The following is a 14,713-nucleotide window of genomic DNA, read 5'->3' as shown; positions in this document are numbered from 1 at the left end:
GCCATGACCGACAAGCTCCGCATCGTCGTCGGCTCCGACGACGCCGGTTACCAGTACAAGGAAGCCCTCAAGCAGGACCTGGAGAACAGCGCCCTGGTCAGCGAGGTCACCGACGTCGGCGTCGACGCCGACGGCCACACCGCCTACCCCCGGGTCGCCATCGCCGCCGCCGAGATGGTCGCCCGCGGCGACGCCGACCGCGCCCTGCTGGTGTGCGGCACGGGTCTCGGCGTCGCGATCGCCGCCAACAAGGTCCGGGGCATCCGGGCCGTCACCGCGCACGACTCGTTCTCCGTGGAGCGCGCGGTCCTCTCCAACAACGCCCAGATCCTGACCTTCGGCCAGCGCGTCGTCGGCCTCGAACTCGCCCGCCGCCTGGCCGCCGAGTGGCTCACCTACCGCTTCGACGAGAGCTCGGCGTCGGCGGCCAAGGTCCAGCTGATGAGCGACTACGAAGGCGCCGGCGACGACACCGCCGAGCGCGCGGCCGGCGACGGGGCGGCCGCCTGATGTCCGCCCCCGCCCCGGCCCCCGTACTGCTGGGGGTGAGCCTGAAGATGTACTTCGGCCACCACCAGACGCTCAACTGGGCCCGCCGGATCGCCGCCTTGGCCGAGCGCCACCCGGCCGTCGCCTCGGGTGCCGCCCGCCTCTTCGTCCTGCCCGCCTTCCCGGCCCTCGTCCCCGCCACCGGCATCCTCGCCCCCTACGGCGTCGCCCTCGGCGCCCAGGACATCGCCACCGAGGACAGCGGCCCCTACACCGGCGAGGTCGGCGGGCCCGTCCTCAAGGAGATCGGCTGCCGCTACGCCGAGGTCGGCCACGCCGAGCGCCGCCGCCTGTACGGCGAGGGCGACACCGTCGTCGCCGCCAAGACCGCCGCCGCGCTGCGCAACGGCCTCACGCCCGTGCTGTGCGTCGGCGAGCGCGACGAGGCCGACCCGGCCGACGCCGCGGCCCGCACGGTCGCCGAGGCGGAACGCCTGCTCAGCGGCGCGCGGGGCGCGGTCGTCCTGGCCTACGAGCCCCAGTGGGCCATCGGCGCCCCCGAGCCCGCCTCCGCCGACCACATCGCCACCGTGTGCACCGCCCTGCGCGAGTGGCTCGACGACAACCCCCGGCACGCCGGCTCCACGGTCATCTACGGCGGCAGCGCCGGACCCGGCCTGCTGACCCGCCTGGCCGGCACCGCCGGGGGCCTGTTCCTCGGCCGCTTCGCGCACGACCCGGCGAACGTCGAGGCCATCCTCGACGAGATCCGCTCCCCGGCCCCGGCGGCGGTGGCGTGATGGCGTACGGCATCAGCACCTACGCCTACTTCTGGCGCATCTCCTCCCGCGCGCCGGAGCCGATGTCCCTGCCCGCGATGCTGCGTGACACGGCGGACCTCGGCGGCCGGGTCTTCCAGATCTGCGACTACGCGCCGATCGAGTCCTACGACCGAGCCCGCCTCGCCGACCTCAGGGCCACCGCCGCCGACCTGGGCCTGACCCTGGAACTCGGCACCCGGGGCATCCGCCCCGAGCACCTCGGGCGCTACCTCGGCCTGGCGGACGCCCTGGGCGTCACCCTGGTCCGCTCCATGCTGCACACCGCCGACCACCGGCCGGACGGCACGGAGGCGGTGGCCCTCCTGAAGGAGGCCGTGCCGCGATACGCGGAGGCGGGCGTCACCCTCGGCCTGGAGACCTACGAGCAGGTCGCCACCGACGACCTGGTGAACGTGGTCCGCGTCGTGGACGACCCGCACCTCGGCGTCGTCCTGGACCCCGGCAACAGTGTCGCCCGGCTGGAACGCCCCGCCGACGTGGTGGCCGCCGCCGCACCGTACACGGTGAACATCCACGTCAAGGACTTCGCCTTCACCCGCCGCGACGGCTGGGTCGGCTTCACCTACGCGGGCTGCCCGCTCGGCGAGGGCCTCCTCGACTACGACGGCATGATCGCCGCCACACGTCCCGGTGAGCGCGGCATCAACCAGATCGTGGAGCACTGGCTCCCGTGGCAGGACGAGGGCTACGACGCCACCGCCCGGCTCGAACACCAGTGGACGCAGCACAGCATCAACACCCTCCTGAGGAGCAAGTAATGGCCACCGAGATCCAGACCCGGGCAGACGTCACGACCGTCGCCGTCATCGGGGCCGCCGGCAAGATGGGCCAGCGCGTCTCCAACAACCTGGTCGAGAGCGACTTCCGGGTGCTCTTCAGCGAGGCGTCCCCCAAGGGGCAGGAGCTGATCCGCGACCTGGGCCGCGAGCTGACCGGGTCCGCCGCCGCCGCGGCCGAGGCCGACGTCGTCATCCTCGCCGTGCCCGACGTGGTGCTCGGCAAGGTCTCCGAGGAACTCGTGCCGCTGATGAGGCCGGGCACCGTCGTCCTCACCCTCGACCCGGCCGCCGCCTACGCCGGCCTGCTCTTCGCCCGCGAGGACATCCACTACGCCTGCGCCCACCCCTGTCACCCGTCGGTGTTCCTGGAGCGCACCACCAAGGAGGAGTGGCAGGACACCTTCGGCGGCATCGCCGCCCCGCAGGAGGTCGTCGCCGCCTACGAGGGCGGGGACGCGGCCAAGCAGGAACTCGCCGACTCCGTCATCCGCGTGATGTACGCCCCGGTCGTCGACGTCCACTGGGTCACCGTCAAGCAGCTCGCCGTGCTGGAACCGACCCTGGTGGAGACCATCGCCTGCATGGTCGGTGCCCTGCTGACCGAGGCCCTGCACGAGACCGTCCACACCGTCGGCGTGCCGGAGAAGGCCGCCCGTGCCATGCTCCTCGGCCACACCCAGGTCGCGCTGGCCAACACCCTCAAGGGCTCCAACCCCTTCTCGGACGCCTGCCTGATCGCCATGGACTACGGCCGCGAGTCCATCGTGCGCGAGGACTGGAAGAAGGTCTTCGAGGACGGCGAACTGGACAAGGTCATCACGCGGATGCTGAAGATCAAGGAGATCCGCCGCTGACCGGAGGCGGTGCCGGCGGTGGTGCCGGAGGCGGGCGGTGCCCGGCGCCGGGGGAATGCGCCGGGCACCTCCGGCGTTGACCCCGTGACTGACATGCGCGGGTCACCACGGCGCCGCGCGGCGGTCGGAAGGAGTCACCCCATGGCACGCAGCACCACCCGTCCGGTCGTCCGGCTGAGGTCGACGGCCGGCACCGGCGTCACCTACGTGACGCGCAAGAACCGGCTCAACGACCCCGACCGGCTCGTCCTGCGCAAGTACGACCCGGTGGCGGGGGAGCACGTGCCGTTCCGCGAGGAGCGCTGAACGGCACGACGGAGCGAGGAGAGCACATGAAGGTACGCAAGTCCCTGCGCTCGCTGAAGGCCAGGCCCGGAGCGCAGGTCGTGCGGCGCCGGGGCGTCACCTACGTGATCAACAAGAGGGACCCGCGGTTCAAGGCCCGCCAGGGCTGAGACCGGCGCCCCCGTCCGGCGGCGCTTCCCCACGAGGCCCGTCCCCGCCGCGCGCGGGGCCGGGCCTCTTCGGTGTCCGGAGCCGAACGGCCTGCTGAGAGACTTGCGGGCGTGCCATCCGTTCCCACCGAGGAGGACCCGTGACGACCGAACGGCCGCCGGACCGGCTCGTCCGCCACCAGCAGAGGTTCGACCGGCTGTTCGCCGACTACTTCGACACGCTGGGCACCACCCTGGACGCACCGTCGTTCAGCCGGTTCGCGCCCGAGTGCGTGGAACTGCTGCGCGACCTGTCCCTGCGCGGCGGCAAGCGGATGCGGGTCGTCCTGCTGCACGAAGCCGCCCGGCTGGTCACCGACGAGCCCGTCGAAGGGCTCGACGCGGCCGCCCTGAGCGTCGAGCTGCTGCAGACGCACGGCCTGGTGCACGACGACCTCATCGACGACAGCGCCACCCGCCGCGGCGGCCCCACCACCTACTACGCCTACCGGGAGCGGTTCCCCGAGCACCCGCGGGCGGCGCTCGGCCTGACCGTGCTCGCCGGTGACCTCGCGCTCGCCCTCTCCCTGCGCGTGCTGCTGGACTCCGCTCTGCCGGCGGAGGTGCGCCGGGCCATGGCCGAGGTCCAGACGAGGGCCGCGGCCGACACGATCGTGGGCCAGATCGCCGACCTGGAACGCGACTTCGCCGCCGCGGTGCCGGACACCGGCGTCCTCCACGACGTCGCCGACCACAAGTCGGCCCGCTACTCCGTGTTCGCGCCGATGCGGCTGGGGCTGCTGGCGGCGGGTGTCCGACCGGACGCCCACGAGGACGAGTTGCGCCGGTACGCGCGGCTGGTCGGCATCTGCGGGCAGATGCGCGACGACTACCTGGACCTGTTCGGCGACGCGGCCGCCATGGGCAAGCCGACGGGCGGGGACCTGCGCGAGGGCCGCCGCAGCTACGCCGTCGCCCGGCTGCTGGCCGCCGTGACCGGCCCGGAGCGCGCGACGGTCGAGCAGGCACTCGGAGACCGCTCCGGTACCCCGGAGACCGTCGCCGCGATCCGCGCGATGGGTGAACGACGCGGTGTGGACGACGCGTTGCAGGCCGACATGCGGCGGTGTGCGGCGCAGGCCCGGCAGCTGGCGCTGGGCTGGCACGGCAGGTGGCGCGCGGAGGCGGTCGACTTCTTCGCGGCGCTGCCGTCGTGGAGCGTCGAACGGGCCGGCTGACCGGGCCGGCCGGGCGCGGTGCGCAACGGACGGCGCCCCGGGAGGCCGAGGCCTTCCGGGGCGCCGCCTCGCGCCGTCAGCGTGCCGTGGGTGTCACGAGGTGCTCACCCGGTCACGGCACCAGCTTCAGCAGACGGTTGGGCGAGCCCGAGCCCGGGCCGGTCACCTTGTCGGCCGTCGCGCCGTCCACCAGCGCGGTGGACACCTGGGCCGGAGTCGCCGAGGAGTGGCCGGCCAGGTAGACCGCCGCGGCCCCGGCCACGTGCGGGGTCGCCATCGACGTGCCCGAGATGGTGTTGGTCGCCGTGTCGCCGGTGTTCCAGCCCGCGGTGATCGAGGAGCCGGGCGCGAACAGGTCGAGCACCGCGCCGTAGTTGGAGTAGCTCGCCCTGGCGTCGGTGTTGGTGGTGGCGCCGACGGTGAGGGCCTCGGTGACCCGGGCGGGGGAGTAGGAGGACGCGTTGGCCGCGCTGTTGCCGGCCGCGACGGCGTAGGTGACTCCGCTCGCTATGGAGGCGCGCACGGCGTTGTCCAGGGTGGTGGAGGCGCCGCCGCCGAGCGACAGGTTGGCGACCGAGGGCCCCGAGTGGTTGGCGGTCACCCAGTCGATGCCGGCGATCACACCGGCCGTGGTGCCGGACCCGCTGTTGTCCAGCACCCGCACGGCCACGACCTCCGCCTTCTTGGCGACGCCGTAGGTCTTGCCCGCGATCGTGGTGGCCACGTGGGTGCCGTGGCCGTTGCCGTCGGAGGCGGTGGTGTCGCCGTCGACGGCGTCGTAGCCGTAGGAGGCGCGGTCGCTGATCTCCTGGTGCGTGACGCGGACGCCGGTGTCGATGACGTACGCCGTGACACCCTCGCCCGCGCTGTCCGGGTAGGTGTAGGTGCCGGAGAGCGGGAGCGAGGTCTGGTCGATGCGGTCCAGGCCCCAGGGGGCGTTGGACTGGGTGGTGTCGGCGAGGCGGACGCGCTGGTCCTGCTCGACGGAGGCCACGGCCGGGTCGGCGGCCAGCCGCCGGGCCTCGGCGGCGGAGAGGGTGGCGGAGTAGCCGTTGAGCGCGCTGCCGAACGTCCGGCGGACCGTGCCGCCGTACTCCTCGACGAGGTCCTTCCCGGCGCCCGAGGCCGTCTTGAGCCCGGCGCCCTTCTCGAGCGTGACGAGGTAGCTGTCCTTGACGGCCGTGGGCGACCCGGCGGCCAGGACGGTGCCCTCGGCCTGGGCGGCCTGGGCGGGCAGAGCGGTGAGCGTGCCGGTGAGGGCGAGGGCCGCGGCACCGGTCAGTGCGGCGAACCGGAGTCTCTTGCTACGCAGTCGTGCCATGACGAGGGAGTCCTCCTCCAGGCGGCGCGCGCCCGGGTAGGGGCGCGCGACTGTGGGGGCGTGCGCGGGATCGCGCACCCGGCTGGGAACGTCGCGTTCCGCTCCCGGCCGTTGATCAGCCTCGGCCGTCCGGCCGTACCGGGCAAGGGAGTTGACAGGCTGTCAACAAACATGACATGTACGCGAAATCATGAGCGGGTGGCGGCCTCGCGGAGCGTTGTCAGTGGCTCCGCCTACTGTTCAGGCAGTGGGACCCGCGGACACGCCGGGGGACCGACCGGGGAGAGGTCTGCCATGTCGAAGACGTACCTGGAGCTGTCGCAGGACGACGGGAGCGCGCACAAGTTCTATGAAGTAACCGTCCAGGGACAGGTCGTGTCGGTGCGCTACGGCAGGATCGGCGCCGCCGGGCAGACCCAGACGTCGACCTTCCCCACCGTGCAGAAGGCCGAGGCCGCGGCGGCCAAGAAGATAGGCGAGAAGGTCCGCAAGGGCTACGAGCCGGCCGTGCAGGGGCAGCGCGCGCCCCGCGCCGTCACCCGTCGGCAGGTGGCCTCCGCGCCCTCCACGGCCCGCGCGGTCGCGCCCGTCCTGTGGCGGTTCCGCACCGGCTCCGCGGCCTTCGGCATCCACATCGACGAGGACCGCTGCTGGGTGGGCAACCAGGCGGGCGACGTCTTCACCCTGGCGCACGGCGGCGAGGTCCTCGCCCGCTACCAGCTGCCGGACGGCGTCAAGTGCCTGGTCGCCGACGACTTCTGGATCTACGCCGGCTGCGACGACGGCCGTGTGTACGACCTCTCCTCCAAACTGCCCTTCGCCGCCTACGACATCGCGGCCGACGTCGACATCTTCTGGCTCGACATCCACGAGGGCGTGCTGAACGTCGCGGACCGCGCCGGCCGCCTCACCGTCATCGACCACGAGGACGAGCACCAGTGGGCGCGCGGCGGGCGCGGTGAGCACGCCTGGATGGTGCGCGCCGACGACCGCGCCGTCTACCACGGGCACACCCGCGGGGTGACCGCCCATTCCCCGGACGGCGGCACCGAGTTGTGGCACACGCCCACCCAGGGCGCCGTGCTCTTCGGCTGGCAGGAGGACGACGCGGTGTACGCGGGGACCGCGCGCCACACGGTCCAGCGGCTCTCGAAGACGACCGGCGCCATCGAGGCGACCTACCGCTGCGACAGCCCCGTGTACTCCTGCGCCACCTCGCCCGGCGGCCGCTACGTGTTCGCGGGCGACTCGGCCTCCTCGGTCTACTGCTTCGACCGGGACGGCACGCGGCTGTGGAAGCTCGGCACCGGCGGTGGCTCCGCGCTGTCCATGCAGTACCGCGACGAGCGGCTCTTCCTCGTCACCACGGACGGCTCCCTGGTGTGCGTGGACGCGAGCGAGGCGGCGGTCACCGCCGCGCAGCAGGGCTCGGTGCCCGTCGCCCGCGACGTCAAGCTCGCCGCCACCCTGCCGACCTACGCGCCGGCCACCGCGGTGGCCGCCGTGGCGACCGTCGCCGCCGCCCCCGCGGGCTCCGTGGTGGTCGAGTGCGTCCAGGAGTACGGCCGCACCCGGATCCACGTGGTGTCGGAAGGCTACGACCACTCGTGGAACGTCCAGTTCCCGAGGGCGATACGGGAGCCGGGCGCGCGGTACGTGGTGGACTCGCTGCACGCCGCCTCGGGCGGCTTCTACCGGGTGCGCGGCGACATCAGGCGCCTGCAGTGACCCCTGGCGGCGTCAGGCGATGGACGCCGAGATGACGGCGGAGACCGCGAGGTTGCAGGACGCCGTCACCCAGACGGCCGGGTGCGGCTCCTGCTCCACGAGCGTCGCGCCCAGCCGTCCCGGGGTGATCAGGTCGACGACCAGGAAGGCCACGGCCATCATCACGAGCCCCAGCAGCCCGAACACCGCCGTGGACGCCAGGCCCTTGCCGAAGTCCTCGTACGTCGTCCATATGGAGGTGAAGAAGATGCCGCCGATGCCGAGCAGTGCCGAGCTGAGTACCGCCGCCGCGTTGCGGTTGCGCTGCTCCCAGATCTGCCGGCCGAGCTTCCCCGGCGTCAGCACGTCCACGAGCACGATGCCGAGAACCAGGAGGACCAGCCCCAGGCCGCCGTAGGCGGCGGCCCGGCCGAGTCCGTTGACGATGTCGCTCATGGCGTAGCCGGCTCCGTGGCGTGAGTGATGGCGCCGTGCTCCAGGTAGACGTAGTCGTCGAGGGTGCCCTGGCGGACCAGGTAGACGGTGAGGGACCGGACGTACATGGCGCCGATGCCCAGGCCGAGGGCCATCAGGACGATGTCGTTGGTGATGGCGAACGCGCCGATGACCCCGTCGAAGGAGAACGAGGCGTCCAGGACCTCCAGGTAGAGGAACATGAAGAACGCGGCCTTGCCCGCCAGCTTGACCGGGGCACCCCGGCCGCCCGTTCGCCCGGCCGACTCCTCCGCCTCGTTCTCCCGTTCCTCCTCGTCCTCCAGCTTCCGCTCGAAGAAGCCGGAGAGCCCGCCGACGACCATGTAGGTGATCAGCCCGGCGATGCCCGCCAGCAGAACGGTCTCGGCCTTGTCGGCGTGGGTGCCGCCGTGCTGATGGGCGTGGGCGCCGAAGGTGAGCGACGAGGCGAGCAGCACGATCAGCGCGAGGCAGACCGACAGCATGTCCACGCTGCCGAGCCTGGCGAGCGGACGCTCCAGCCACCCCAGCCACTTGATCTCGCGGTCCTCGAAGACGAAGTCGAGGAAGATCATCAGCAGGAACATGCCACCGAACGCGGCGATCGACGGATGGGCGTCCGTCACCAGCTCCTGATAGCGGTCCTTGTCCGTGAGCGCCAGGTCAACCGCGTTCCAGGGACTGAGCCTGGCGCTGATCGCCACGATCACCACCGGGAAGACCAGCCGCATCCCGAAGACCGCGATCACGATGCCGACCGTGAGGAAGATCTTCTGCCAGAAGGCGTTCATCTTCTTCAGGATCCCGGCGTTGATCACCGCGTTGTCGAAGGAGAGCGAGATCTCCAGGACGGAGAGGATCGCCACGATGCCGAGAGCGGTCCAGCCGTCGTAGAGCACGCCCGCGGCCAGGCCGACGGCGGTGACGGCGAAAGCCCAGCGGAACGTCTTCAGAAGCACCGGCCACTCATTCCTGTCGTCGCGCCGTACGGGATGGCATCCCCTGCCAGTGCCCGCCACGCACGTTGTCTACCACGATCACCGCGCTTCACCCCGCCGGGAGCTCCGGGACGGCGGCCCGGAACGCGACACCGACCAAGAATGGAATCGTTCGTTTCCTTGAGTCATTCGTGTTCCAGGGAGTAGGTTCACGGCCATGACGGCACCCCGGAACTCCCGGACCCCCGCCACCGCCGCGGAGCTGCGCCAGGCGGGCCTGCGAGCGACGGCCGCCCGTGTCGCGCTGCTCCAGACCGTCCGGGAGGGGAACCACCTCGACGCCGAGGCCCTCGCGGCCGGTGTCCGCGAACGGGTCGGGCACGTCTCCCTCCAGGCCGTGTACGACGCCCTGCACGCGCTCACCGCGGCACGGCTCGTGCGCCGTATCGAACCGCCCGGCAGCCCGGCGCGGTTCGAGGGACGGGTCGGTGACAACCACCACCACGTCCTGTGCCGGTCCTGCGGTGCCCTCGCCGACGTCGACTGCGCCGTCGGCGACGCGCCCTGCCTGACCGCCTCCGACGACCACGGCTTCGCGATAGACGAGGCCGAGGTCATCTACCGGGGCCTGTGCCCCGACTGCTCCACCTCCAGCAGTTCCACAGCACCTTGATCCGCCCCGTTCGGAAGGATTCCCCGTGTCCGAGAACCACGATGCCATCGTGACCGACGCGAAAACCGAGGAGACGGGCGGCTGCCCGGTCGCCCACGGACGCGCCCCCCACCCCACGCAGGGTGGCGGAAACCGTCAGTGGTGGCCGGAGCGGCTCAACCTGAAGATCCTCGCCAAGAACCCGGCCGTCGCCAACCCGCTGGGGGAGGAGTTCGACTACGCCGAGGCCTTCAACGCCCTCGACCTGGCGGCCGTGAAGCAGGACATCGCCGAGGTGCTGACCACCTCGCAGGACTGGTGGCCCGCCGACTTCGGCAACTACGGCCCCCTGATGATCCGGATGGCCTGGCACAGCGCGGGCACCTACCGCATCAGCGACGGCCGCGGCGGCGCGGGCGCCGGCCAGCAGCGCTTCGCCCCGCTCAACAGCTGGCCGGACAACGGCAACCTCGACAAGGCCCGCCGCCTGCTGTGGCCGGTCAAGAAGAAGTACGGCCAGAACCTCTCCTGGGCCGACCTGCTGGTCCTCACCGGCAACGTCGCCCTGGAGACGATGGGCTTCGAGACCTTCGGCTTCGCCGGCGGCCGCGCCGACGTCTGGGAGGCCGAGGAGGACGTCTACTGGGGCCCCGAGACCACCTGGCTCGACGACCGGCGCTACACCGGCGACCGCGAGCTGGAGAACCCGCTCGGCGCCGTCCAGATGGGCCTGATCTACGTCAACCCGGAGGGCCCCAACGGGAACCCGGACCCGATCGCCGCCGCCCGCGACATCCGTGAGACCTTCCGCCGCATGGCGATGAACGACGAGGAGACCGTCGCGCTGATCGCCGGCGGCCACACCTTCGGCAAGACCCACGGCGCCGGCCCCGCCGACGCCGTCGGCGCCGACCCCGAGGCCGCCGGCCTGGAGCAGCAGGGCCTGGGCTGGAAGAGCACCCACGGCACGGGCAAGGGCGGCGACGCCATCACCTCCGGCCTGGAGGTCACCTGGACCAGCACGCCGACCCAGTGGGGCGACGGGTTCTTCAAGAACCTCTTCGAGTTCGAGTACGAGCTGGAGCAGAGCCCGGCCGGCGCCAACCAGTGGGTCGCCAAGGACGCTCCGGAGATCATCCCCGACGCCCACGACTCGTCGAAGAAGCACCGCCCGAGGATGCTCACCACCGACCTGTCGCTGCGCCTCGACCCGGTCTACGAGCCGATCTCCCGCCGGTTCTACGAGAACCCGGCGGAGTTCGCCGACGCGTTCGCCCGCGCCTGGTTCAAGCTGACCCACCGCGACATGGGCCCGAAGTCCCAGTACCTCGGCCCGGAGGTCCCCGAGGAGACCCTCATCTGGCAGGACCCGCTGCCCGAGCGGGAGGGCGGGACCGTCGACGCCGACGACGTGGCGGTCCTCAAGACCAAGCTCCTCGAGTCCGGCCTGTCCGTCGCGCAGCTGGTGTCCACCGCGTGGGCCTCGGCGTCCACCTTCCGCGGCAGCGACAAGCGCGGCGGCGCCGACGGCGCCCGCATCCGCCTGGAGCCGCAGCGCGGCTGGGAGGTCAACGAGCCCGACGAGCTGGCCCAGGTGCTGCGCGTCCTGGAGGGCGTCAAGGAGGAGTTCGACTCCGGCGCCGGCGGCAAGAAGGTCTCGCTGGCCGACCTGATCGTCCTCGGCGGCTCCGCCGCGGTGGAGAAGGCCGCCAAGGAAGCCGGCTTCCAGGTGGAGGTGCCCTTCGCCGCGGGCCGCGTGGACGCGACGGAGGAGCACACCGACGCCGAGTCGTTCGAGGCGCTCGAGCCGGCCGTCGACGGGTTCCGCAACTACCACGGCAAGGGCAACCGGCTGCCGGCCGAGTACCTGCTCCTCGACCGGGCCAACCTGCTCACCCTGAGCGCGCCCGAGATGACCGTCCTGGTCGGCGGCCTGCGCGTGCTGGGCGCCAACTACCAGCAGTCCCAGCTCGGCGTGTTCACCCGGACGCCCGGTTCGCTGACCAACGACTTCTTCGTCAACCTGCTCGACCTGGGCACCACATGGTCCTCGACGTCCGAGGACCAGACCACGTTCGAGGGCCGCGACGCCGCCACGGGTGAGATCAAGTGGGCCGGCAGCCGTGCCGACCTGGTCTTCGGCTCGAACTCCGAGCTGCGGGCCCTCGCGGAGGTCTACGCGAGCGACGACGCCAAGGAGAAGTTCGTGCACGACTTCGTGGCCGCCTGGGTCAAGGTCATGAACCTCGACCGCTTCGACCTGGCCTGATCGCACGGCCTGATCGAAACGGCGTCGGGGCCGGCCGGTGAGTACCGGCCGGCCCCGACGGGCCGACAGCCGCCGCTGCCCGCCGGAACCGCCCGACGAGCCGCCGCCCCCGTCCGGAGCCTGCCGCCGTTGTCAGTGGCGGATGCGAGGCTGCACCTCATGGATGAGGTGGAGTTCATGCGGGGCAGGGTCTACGGCGCGGACCACGACAGCCCCGGCCCGCGGGCCGGACGTGTCTACGCCCAGCTGGTCGGCGGCCCCCTGGACGGGCTGCTGCTGGACGTCACGGACCTGGAGCCGCAGGAGCGCGACCGGGGTGTGTCCCTGGCGACGGAGGTGGGCCGGTACGGCCCGGGCGGCCGCGCCGCCTACGCGCCCAGGCCGGGTGACGCCCGCCGCTTCGACTGGCGTGGCGACGTGCCCTGACCCGCCGGACGGCCGGGCACGCCCACCAATCCGCCCGCCGCCCGGCCCCGGATTACCGGCGTGAGCGACGACGACACGACCCCGCGCAAGACATCGGCCCCGACCTGGGCGCGCCTCGGCCTGGGCGCCCTGAGCGGTCTCCTGGCGGGCGGCGCCGCGCTGGCCGTCGCGGAGCTCGCCGCGGTGGCGGTGCGCCCGCAGGCCGGTCCGGTCGTCGCGGTGGGCTCGGCCGCCATCGACCGTACGCCGGCCGCCGTGAAGGACTGGGCGATCCGCTCCTTCGGTACCAACGACAAGCTGGTCCTCCAGTTCGGCATCCTCGCCGTCCTGACGCTCTTCGCCCTGGCCCTGGGCATGTTCGCCGTCCGCCACCGCCGCACCGGCGCCGCGGGCGTCCTGGTCTTCGGCGTCGTCGGCGCCGCGGCGGCCCTGAGCCGGCCTGATTCCGAGGGCGTCACCGACGCGCTGCCCTCCGTCCTGGGAGCGGTCGTCGGCGCCGTACTCCTGTACGTCCTGGCCGGACTCCTGCCCGCACCGCGCCGGGGTCCGGTGCAGGGGCCGGGCGAGGGGTGGGACCGGCGGCGTTTCGTGATCGTGGCGACCGCCGCTGCCGCCGCCTCGGCCGGTGCCGGTGTCCTGGGCCGCGCCCTCAACGGCGCGGGCGGCCGGGACGCGGTCGCGTCCCGCAACGACATCGCTCTCCCGGCGCCCGGTTCGCGGGCTCCCGCGGTGCCCCGGCGGGCGCAGGTCCGCGTGGCGGACGTCAGCTCCTTCATGACGCCCAACAGCGACTTCTACCGCGTCGACACCGCCCTGGTCGTGCCCAAGGTGGACGCCACCACCTGGCAGCTGCGCATCCACGGTGACGGCGTCACCCGCGAGAAGACCCTCACCTTCGACGACCTGCTCCGCCGGGAACTGGTCGAACGGAACATCACCCTCACCTGCGTGTCCAACGAGGTCGGAGGTCCGTACGTCGGCAACGCCCGCTGGATCGGCGTCCGGCTGGCCGACCTGCTGGCGGAGTGCGGGGTCCGGCCGCCGTCCAAGGGCGGCCCGGCCGACCAGCTGGTCGCCCGCTCCGTGGACGGCATGACCATCGGCAGCCCCGTCGAGGACGTCATGGACGGGCGCGACGCGCTGCTCGCCGTCGGCATGAACGGCGAACCGCTGCCGTTCGACCACGGGTTCCCCGTCCGCATGCTGGTGCCCGGCCTCTACGGCTACGTCTCGGCCTGCAAGTGGATCGAGGACATCGAACTGACCACGTTCGACTCCTACGACCCGTACTGGGTCAAGCGCGACTGGGCCCGGAAGGCCCCGATCAAGACCCAGTCCCGCATCGACACCCCGAAACCGTTCGCCCGTCCCGAGGCGGGCACCGTCATGGTGGCCGGGGTCGCCTGGGCCCAGCACCGGGGCATCGACAAGGTCGAGATCCGCGTCGACGACGGACCCTGGGAGGAGGCCGTCCTCGCTGCCGAGGACTCGCGCGACACCTGGCGCCAGTGGTCCTACGCCTGGCGGGCCGGCAAGGGCGGCCACACCCTCACCGTGCGCGCCACCGACCGCACCGGCGAGACGCAGACCGAGAAGCGCACCCGCACGGTCCCCGACGGAGCCAGCGGATGGCACTCCGTCGTGGTGACGGTGGAGTGAGGTACGGGGGAGCGGGACGCCCGGGGACCGGCACGAGGCGTCTCACCACGACACCTCCTTGACGTCGGCCCGGCTCTGCGGCTCCGTCGTCGCCGTGATCTCCGAGCGGTGGCGGCTCGCCGAGAACGTGACCGTCAGCGTCTTCGGCTCCTCCTGCTCGGTGCTCACGGTGAAGCCCTGGTCCGGTACCGCGGAGACCAGGCACACCCCGTCGCCTCCGAACCGCACGGTCGCCTTGCCGCCCTCCGACGGCACCGTGAAGGCCCCGGCCCCGCCCTCCTCGCACGCCGCCGGGTCGCCGCCGCCCGACGACGGCTGCGGACGGTCGGTGCGGGCGCTGGGCGTCGGTGTCGGACTCGGCTCCGGCGGCCGCTCGCTGGTCCGGGCCGGCGCCGGGCTCGGACTGGCCGGCCCGGTGGCCGGCGACGGGCTGGGGGAGGGGCTAGCGGGGCCGGACGAAGTCGGTGCGGGCGAGGCGGGGAGTTCCGGGGCCGACTGCGCGACCGGTGCCGTCGGCCGGGTCGAACCCAGGACGAAGTGGATCGTCAGGATGACGGCCGTGACACTGGCCGCCGTGCACGACAGCCAGATGATCAGGTAGCGCAGGAGGCGGGACACGACACCATAGTGA

15 protein-coding genes and 1 pseudogene are annotated in these 14,713 nt (G+C 72.5%); 13 read left to right on the top strand and 3 right to left on the bottom strand.

Features of this window, described 5'->3' with window-relative positions; translation table 11 throughout:
* Positions 1 to 3 precede the first annotated feature (3 nt).
* The 7 genes from IG94_RS0104690 (at position 4) to IG94_RS0104660 (ending at position 4,636) form a co-directional block, all read left to right on the top strand.
* Positions 4 to 510: a ribose-5-phosphate isomerase gene (locus IG94_RS0104690; protein WP_031031456.1), complete on the top strand. Its 507-nt coding sequence runs from the start codon at positions 4 to 6 to the stop codon at positions 508 to 510.
* Positions 510 to 1,289, top strand: coding sequence for a triose-phosphate isomerase family protein (locus tag IG94_RS0104685; RefSeq protein WP_031031453.1), 780 nt, complete (start codon positions 510 to 512; stop codon positions 1,287 to 1,289). The genes IG94_RS0104690 and IG94_RS0104685 overlap by 1 nt, the downstream gene beginning before the upstream one ends.
* The gene (locus IG94_RS0104680; RefSeq protein WP_031031450.1) at positions 1,289 to 2,089 is read left to right on the top strand and encodes a sugar phosphate isomerase/epimerase family protein; all 801 of its coding nucleotides are present in this window, start codon (positions 1,289 to 1,291) and stop codon (positions 2,087 to 2,089) included. Before IG94_RS0104685 ends, IG94_RS0104680 begins: the two co-directional genes overlap by 1 nt.
* The gene (locus IG94_RS0104675) at positions 2,089 to 2,964 is read left to right on the top strand and encodes a phosphogluconate dehydrogenase C-terminal domain-containing protein (protein ID WP_031031447.1); all 876 of its coding nucleotides are present in this window, start codon (positions 2,089 to 2,091) and stop codon (positions 2,962 to 2,964) included. The genes IG94_RS0104680 and IG94_RS0104675 overlap by 1 nt, the downstream gene beginning before the upstream one ends.
* 141 nt (positions 2,965 to 3,105) lie before the next feature.
* Positions 3,106 to 3,270, top strand: coding sequence for a 50S ribosomal protein L33 (gene rpmG / locus IG94_RS0104670; RefSeq protein ID WP_031031444.1), 165 nt, complete (start codon positions 3,106 to 3,108; stop codon positions 3,268 to 3,270).
* Positions 3,271 to 3,296: 26 nt separating this feature from the next.
* Positions 3,297 to 3,419 carry a type B 50S ribosomal protein L36 gene (gene ykgO, locus IG94_RS0104665; RefSeq protein WP_031031441.1) on the top strand — a complete coding sequence of 41 codons (123 nt, stop codon included), beginning with the start codon at positions 3,297 to 3,299 and terminating at the stop codon, positions 3,417 to 3,419.
* Between the two features lie 140 nt (positions 3,420 to 3,559).
* Positions 3,560 to 4,636 carry a polyprenyl synthetase family protein gene (locus IG94_RS0104660; protein WP_031031436.1) on the top strand — a complete coding sequence of 359 codons (1,077 nt, stop codon included), beginning with the start codon at positions 3,560 to 3,562 and terminating at the stop codon, positions 4,634 to 4,636.
* A 112-nt stretch (positions 4,637 to 4,748) separates the two neighbouring features.
* Here IG94_RS0104660 and IG94_RS0104655 read toward each other — a convergent pair whose 3' ends face one another.
* A complete protein-coding gene (locus tag IG94_RS0104655; protein ID WP_031031433.1) occupies positions 4,749 to 5,957 on the bottom strand; it encodes a S8 family peptidase in 1,209 nt (402 codons plus the stop codon).
* A 294-nt stretch (positions 5,958 to 6,251) separates the two neighbouring features.
* Between IG94_RS0104655 and IG94_RS0104650 the strand changes: the two genes are divergently transcribed.
* Positions 6,252 to 7,685: a WGR domain-containing protein gene (locus IG94_RS0104650; protein ID WP_031031430.1), complete on the top strand. Its 1,434-nt coding sequence runs from the start codon at positions 6,252 to 6,254 to the stop codon at positions 7,683 to 7,685.
* A 12-nt stretch (positions 7,686 to 7,697) separates the two neighbouring features.
* Here the strand turns inward: IG94_RS0104650 and IG94_RS0104645 are convergent, their stop codons facing one another.
* A complete protein-coding gene (locus IG94_RS0104645; RefSeq protein ID WP_031031428.1) occupies positions 7,698 to 8,120 on the bottom strand; it encodes a DUF350 domain-containing protein in 423 nt (140 codons plus the stop codon).
* A 29-nt stretch (positions 8,121 to 8,149) separates the two neighbouring features.
* Positions 8,150 to 9,097, bottom strand: a pseudogene (locus IG94_RS0104640) (DUF475 domain-containing protein); the annotation flags it as partial.
* A 196-nt stretch (positions 9,098 to 9,293) separates the two neighbouring features.
* Here IG94_RS0104640 and IG94_RS0104635 point away from each other — a divergent pair.
* The 5 genes from IG94_RS0104635 to IG94_RS0104610 all read left to right on the top strand — a co-directional run bounded on the left by IG94_RS0104635 (position 9,294) and on the right by IG94_RS0104610 (position 14,683).
* Complete coding sequence (locus IG94_RS0104635) at positions 9,294 to 9,749, top strand: Fur family transcriptional regulator (protein WP_031031422.1); 456 nt, start codon at positions 9,294 to 9,296, stop codon at positions 9,747 to 9,749.
* Positions 9,750 to 9,774: 25 nt separating this feature from the next.
* Positions 9,775 to 11,997: a catalase/peroxidase HPI gene (katG, locus tag IG94_RS0104630; protein WP_031031420.1), complete on the top strand. Its 2,223-nt coding sequence runs from the start codon at positions 9,775 to 9,777 to the stop codon at positions 11,995 to 11,997.
* 159 nt (positions 11,998 to 12,156) lie between these two features.
* The gene (locus IG94_RS0104625; RefSeq protein ID WP_031031419.1) at positions 12,157 to 12,423 is read left to right on the top strand and encodes a hypothetical protein; all 267 of its coding nucleotides are present in this window, start codon (positions 12,157 to 12,159) and stop codon (positions 12,421 to 12,423) included.
* Positions 12,424 to 12,483: 60 nt separating this feature from the next.
* On the top strand, positions 12,484 to 14,082 hold the full coding sequence (locus IG94_RS0104620; RefSeq protein WP_031031416.1) for a molybdopterin-dependent oxidoreductase: 1,599 nt from the start codon (positions 12,484 to 12,486) through the stop codon (positions 14,080 to 14,082).
* A 58-nt stretch (positions 14,083 to 14,140) separates the two neighbouring features.
* Positions 14,141 to 14,683: a hypothetical protein gene (locus tag IG94_RS0104610; protein ID WP_224290232.1), complete on the top strand. Its 543-nt coding sequence runs from the start codon at positions 14,141 to 14,143 to the stop codon at positions 14,681 to 14,683.
* The last annotated feature ends 30 nt before the right edge of the window (positions 14,684 to 14,713 follow it).

This window comes from Streptomyces olivaceus (genome assembly GCF_000721235.1).
Lineage (GTDB): Bacteria > Actinomycetota > Actinomycetes > Streptomycetales > Streptomycetaceae > Streptomyces > Streptomyces olivaceus.
The sequence above is the reverse complement of the archived record's forward strand: the minus strand, read 5'-3'. Positions and strand labels throughout refer to the sequence as shown.

Excerpts from the sequence above, each read along its gene's own strand:
- IG94_RS0104650 (WP_031031430.1), top strand. The coding sequence starts at position 6,252 with ATGTCGAAGACGTACCTGGAGCTGTCGCAGGACGACGGGAGCGCGCAC.
- IG94_RS0104645 (WP_031031428.1), bottom strand. The coding sequence starts at position 8,120 with ATGAGCGACATCGTCAACGGACTCGGCCGGGCCGCCGCCTACGGCGGC.
- IG94_RS0104680 (WP_031031450.1), top strand. The coding sequence starts at position 1,289 with ATGGCGTACGGCATCAGCACCTACGCCTACTTCTGGCGCATCTCCTCC.
- IG94_RS0104625 (WP_031031419.1), top strand. The coding sequence starts at position 12,157 with ATGGATGAGGTGGAGTTCATGCGGGGCAGGGTCTACGGCGCGGACCAC.
- IG94_RS0104675 (WP_031031447.1), top strand. The coding sequence starts at position 2,089 with ATGGCCACCGAGATCCAGACCCGGGCAGACGTCACGACCGTCGCCGTC.
- IG94_RS0104635 (WP_031031422.1), top strand. The coding sequence starts at position 9,294 with ATGACGGCACCCCGGAACTCCCGGACCCCCGCCACCGCCGCGGAGCTG.
- IG94_RS0104655 (WP_031031433.1), bottom strand. The coding sequence starts at position 5,957 with ATGGCACGACTGCGTAGCAAGAGACTCCGGTTCGCCGCACTGACCGGT.
- ykgO (WP_031031441.1), top strand. The coding sequence starts at position 3,297 with ATGAAGGTACGCAAGTCCCTGCGCTCGCTGAAGGCCAGGCCCGGAGCG.
- IG94_RS0104690 (WP_031031456.1), top strand. The coding sequence starts at position 4 with ATGACCGACAAGCTCCGCATCGTCGTCGGCTCCGACGACGCCGGTTAC.
- IG94_RS0104685 (WP_031031453.1), top strand. The coding sequence starts at position 510 with ATGTCCGCCCCCGCCCCGGCCCCCGTACTGCTGGGGGTGAGCCTGAAG.
- rpmG (WP_031031444.1), top strand. The coding sequence starts at position 3,106 with ATGGCACGCAGCACCACCCGTCCGGTCGTCCGGCTGAGGTCGACGGCC.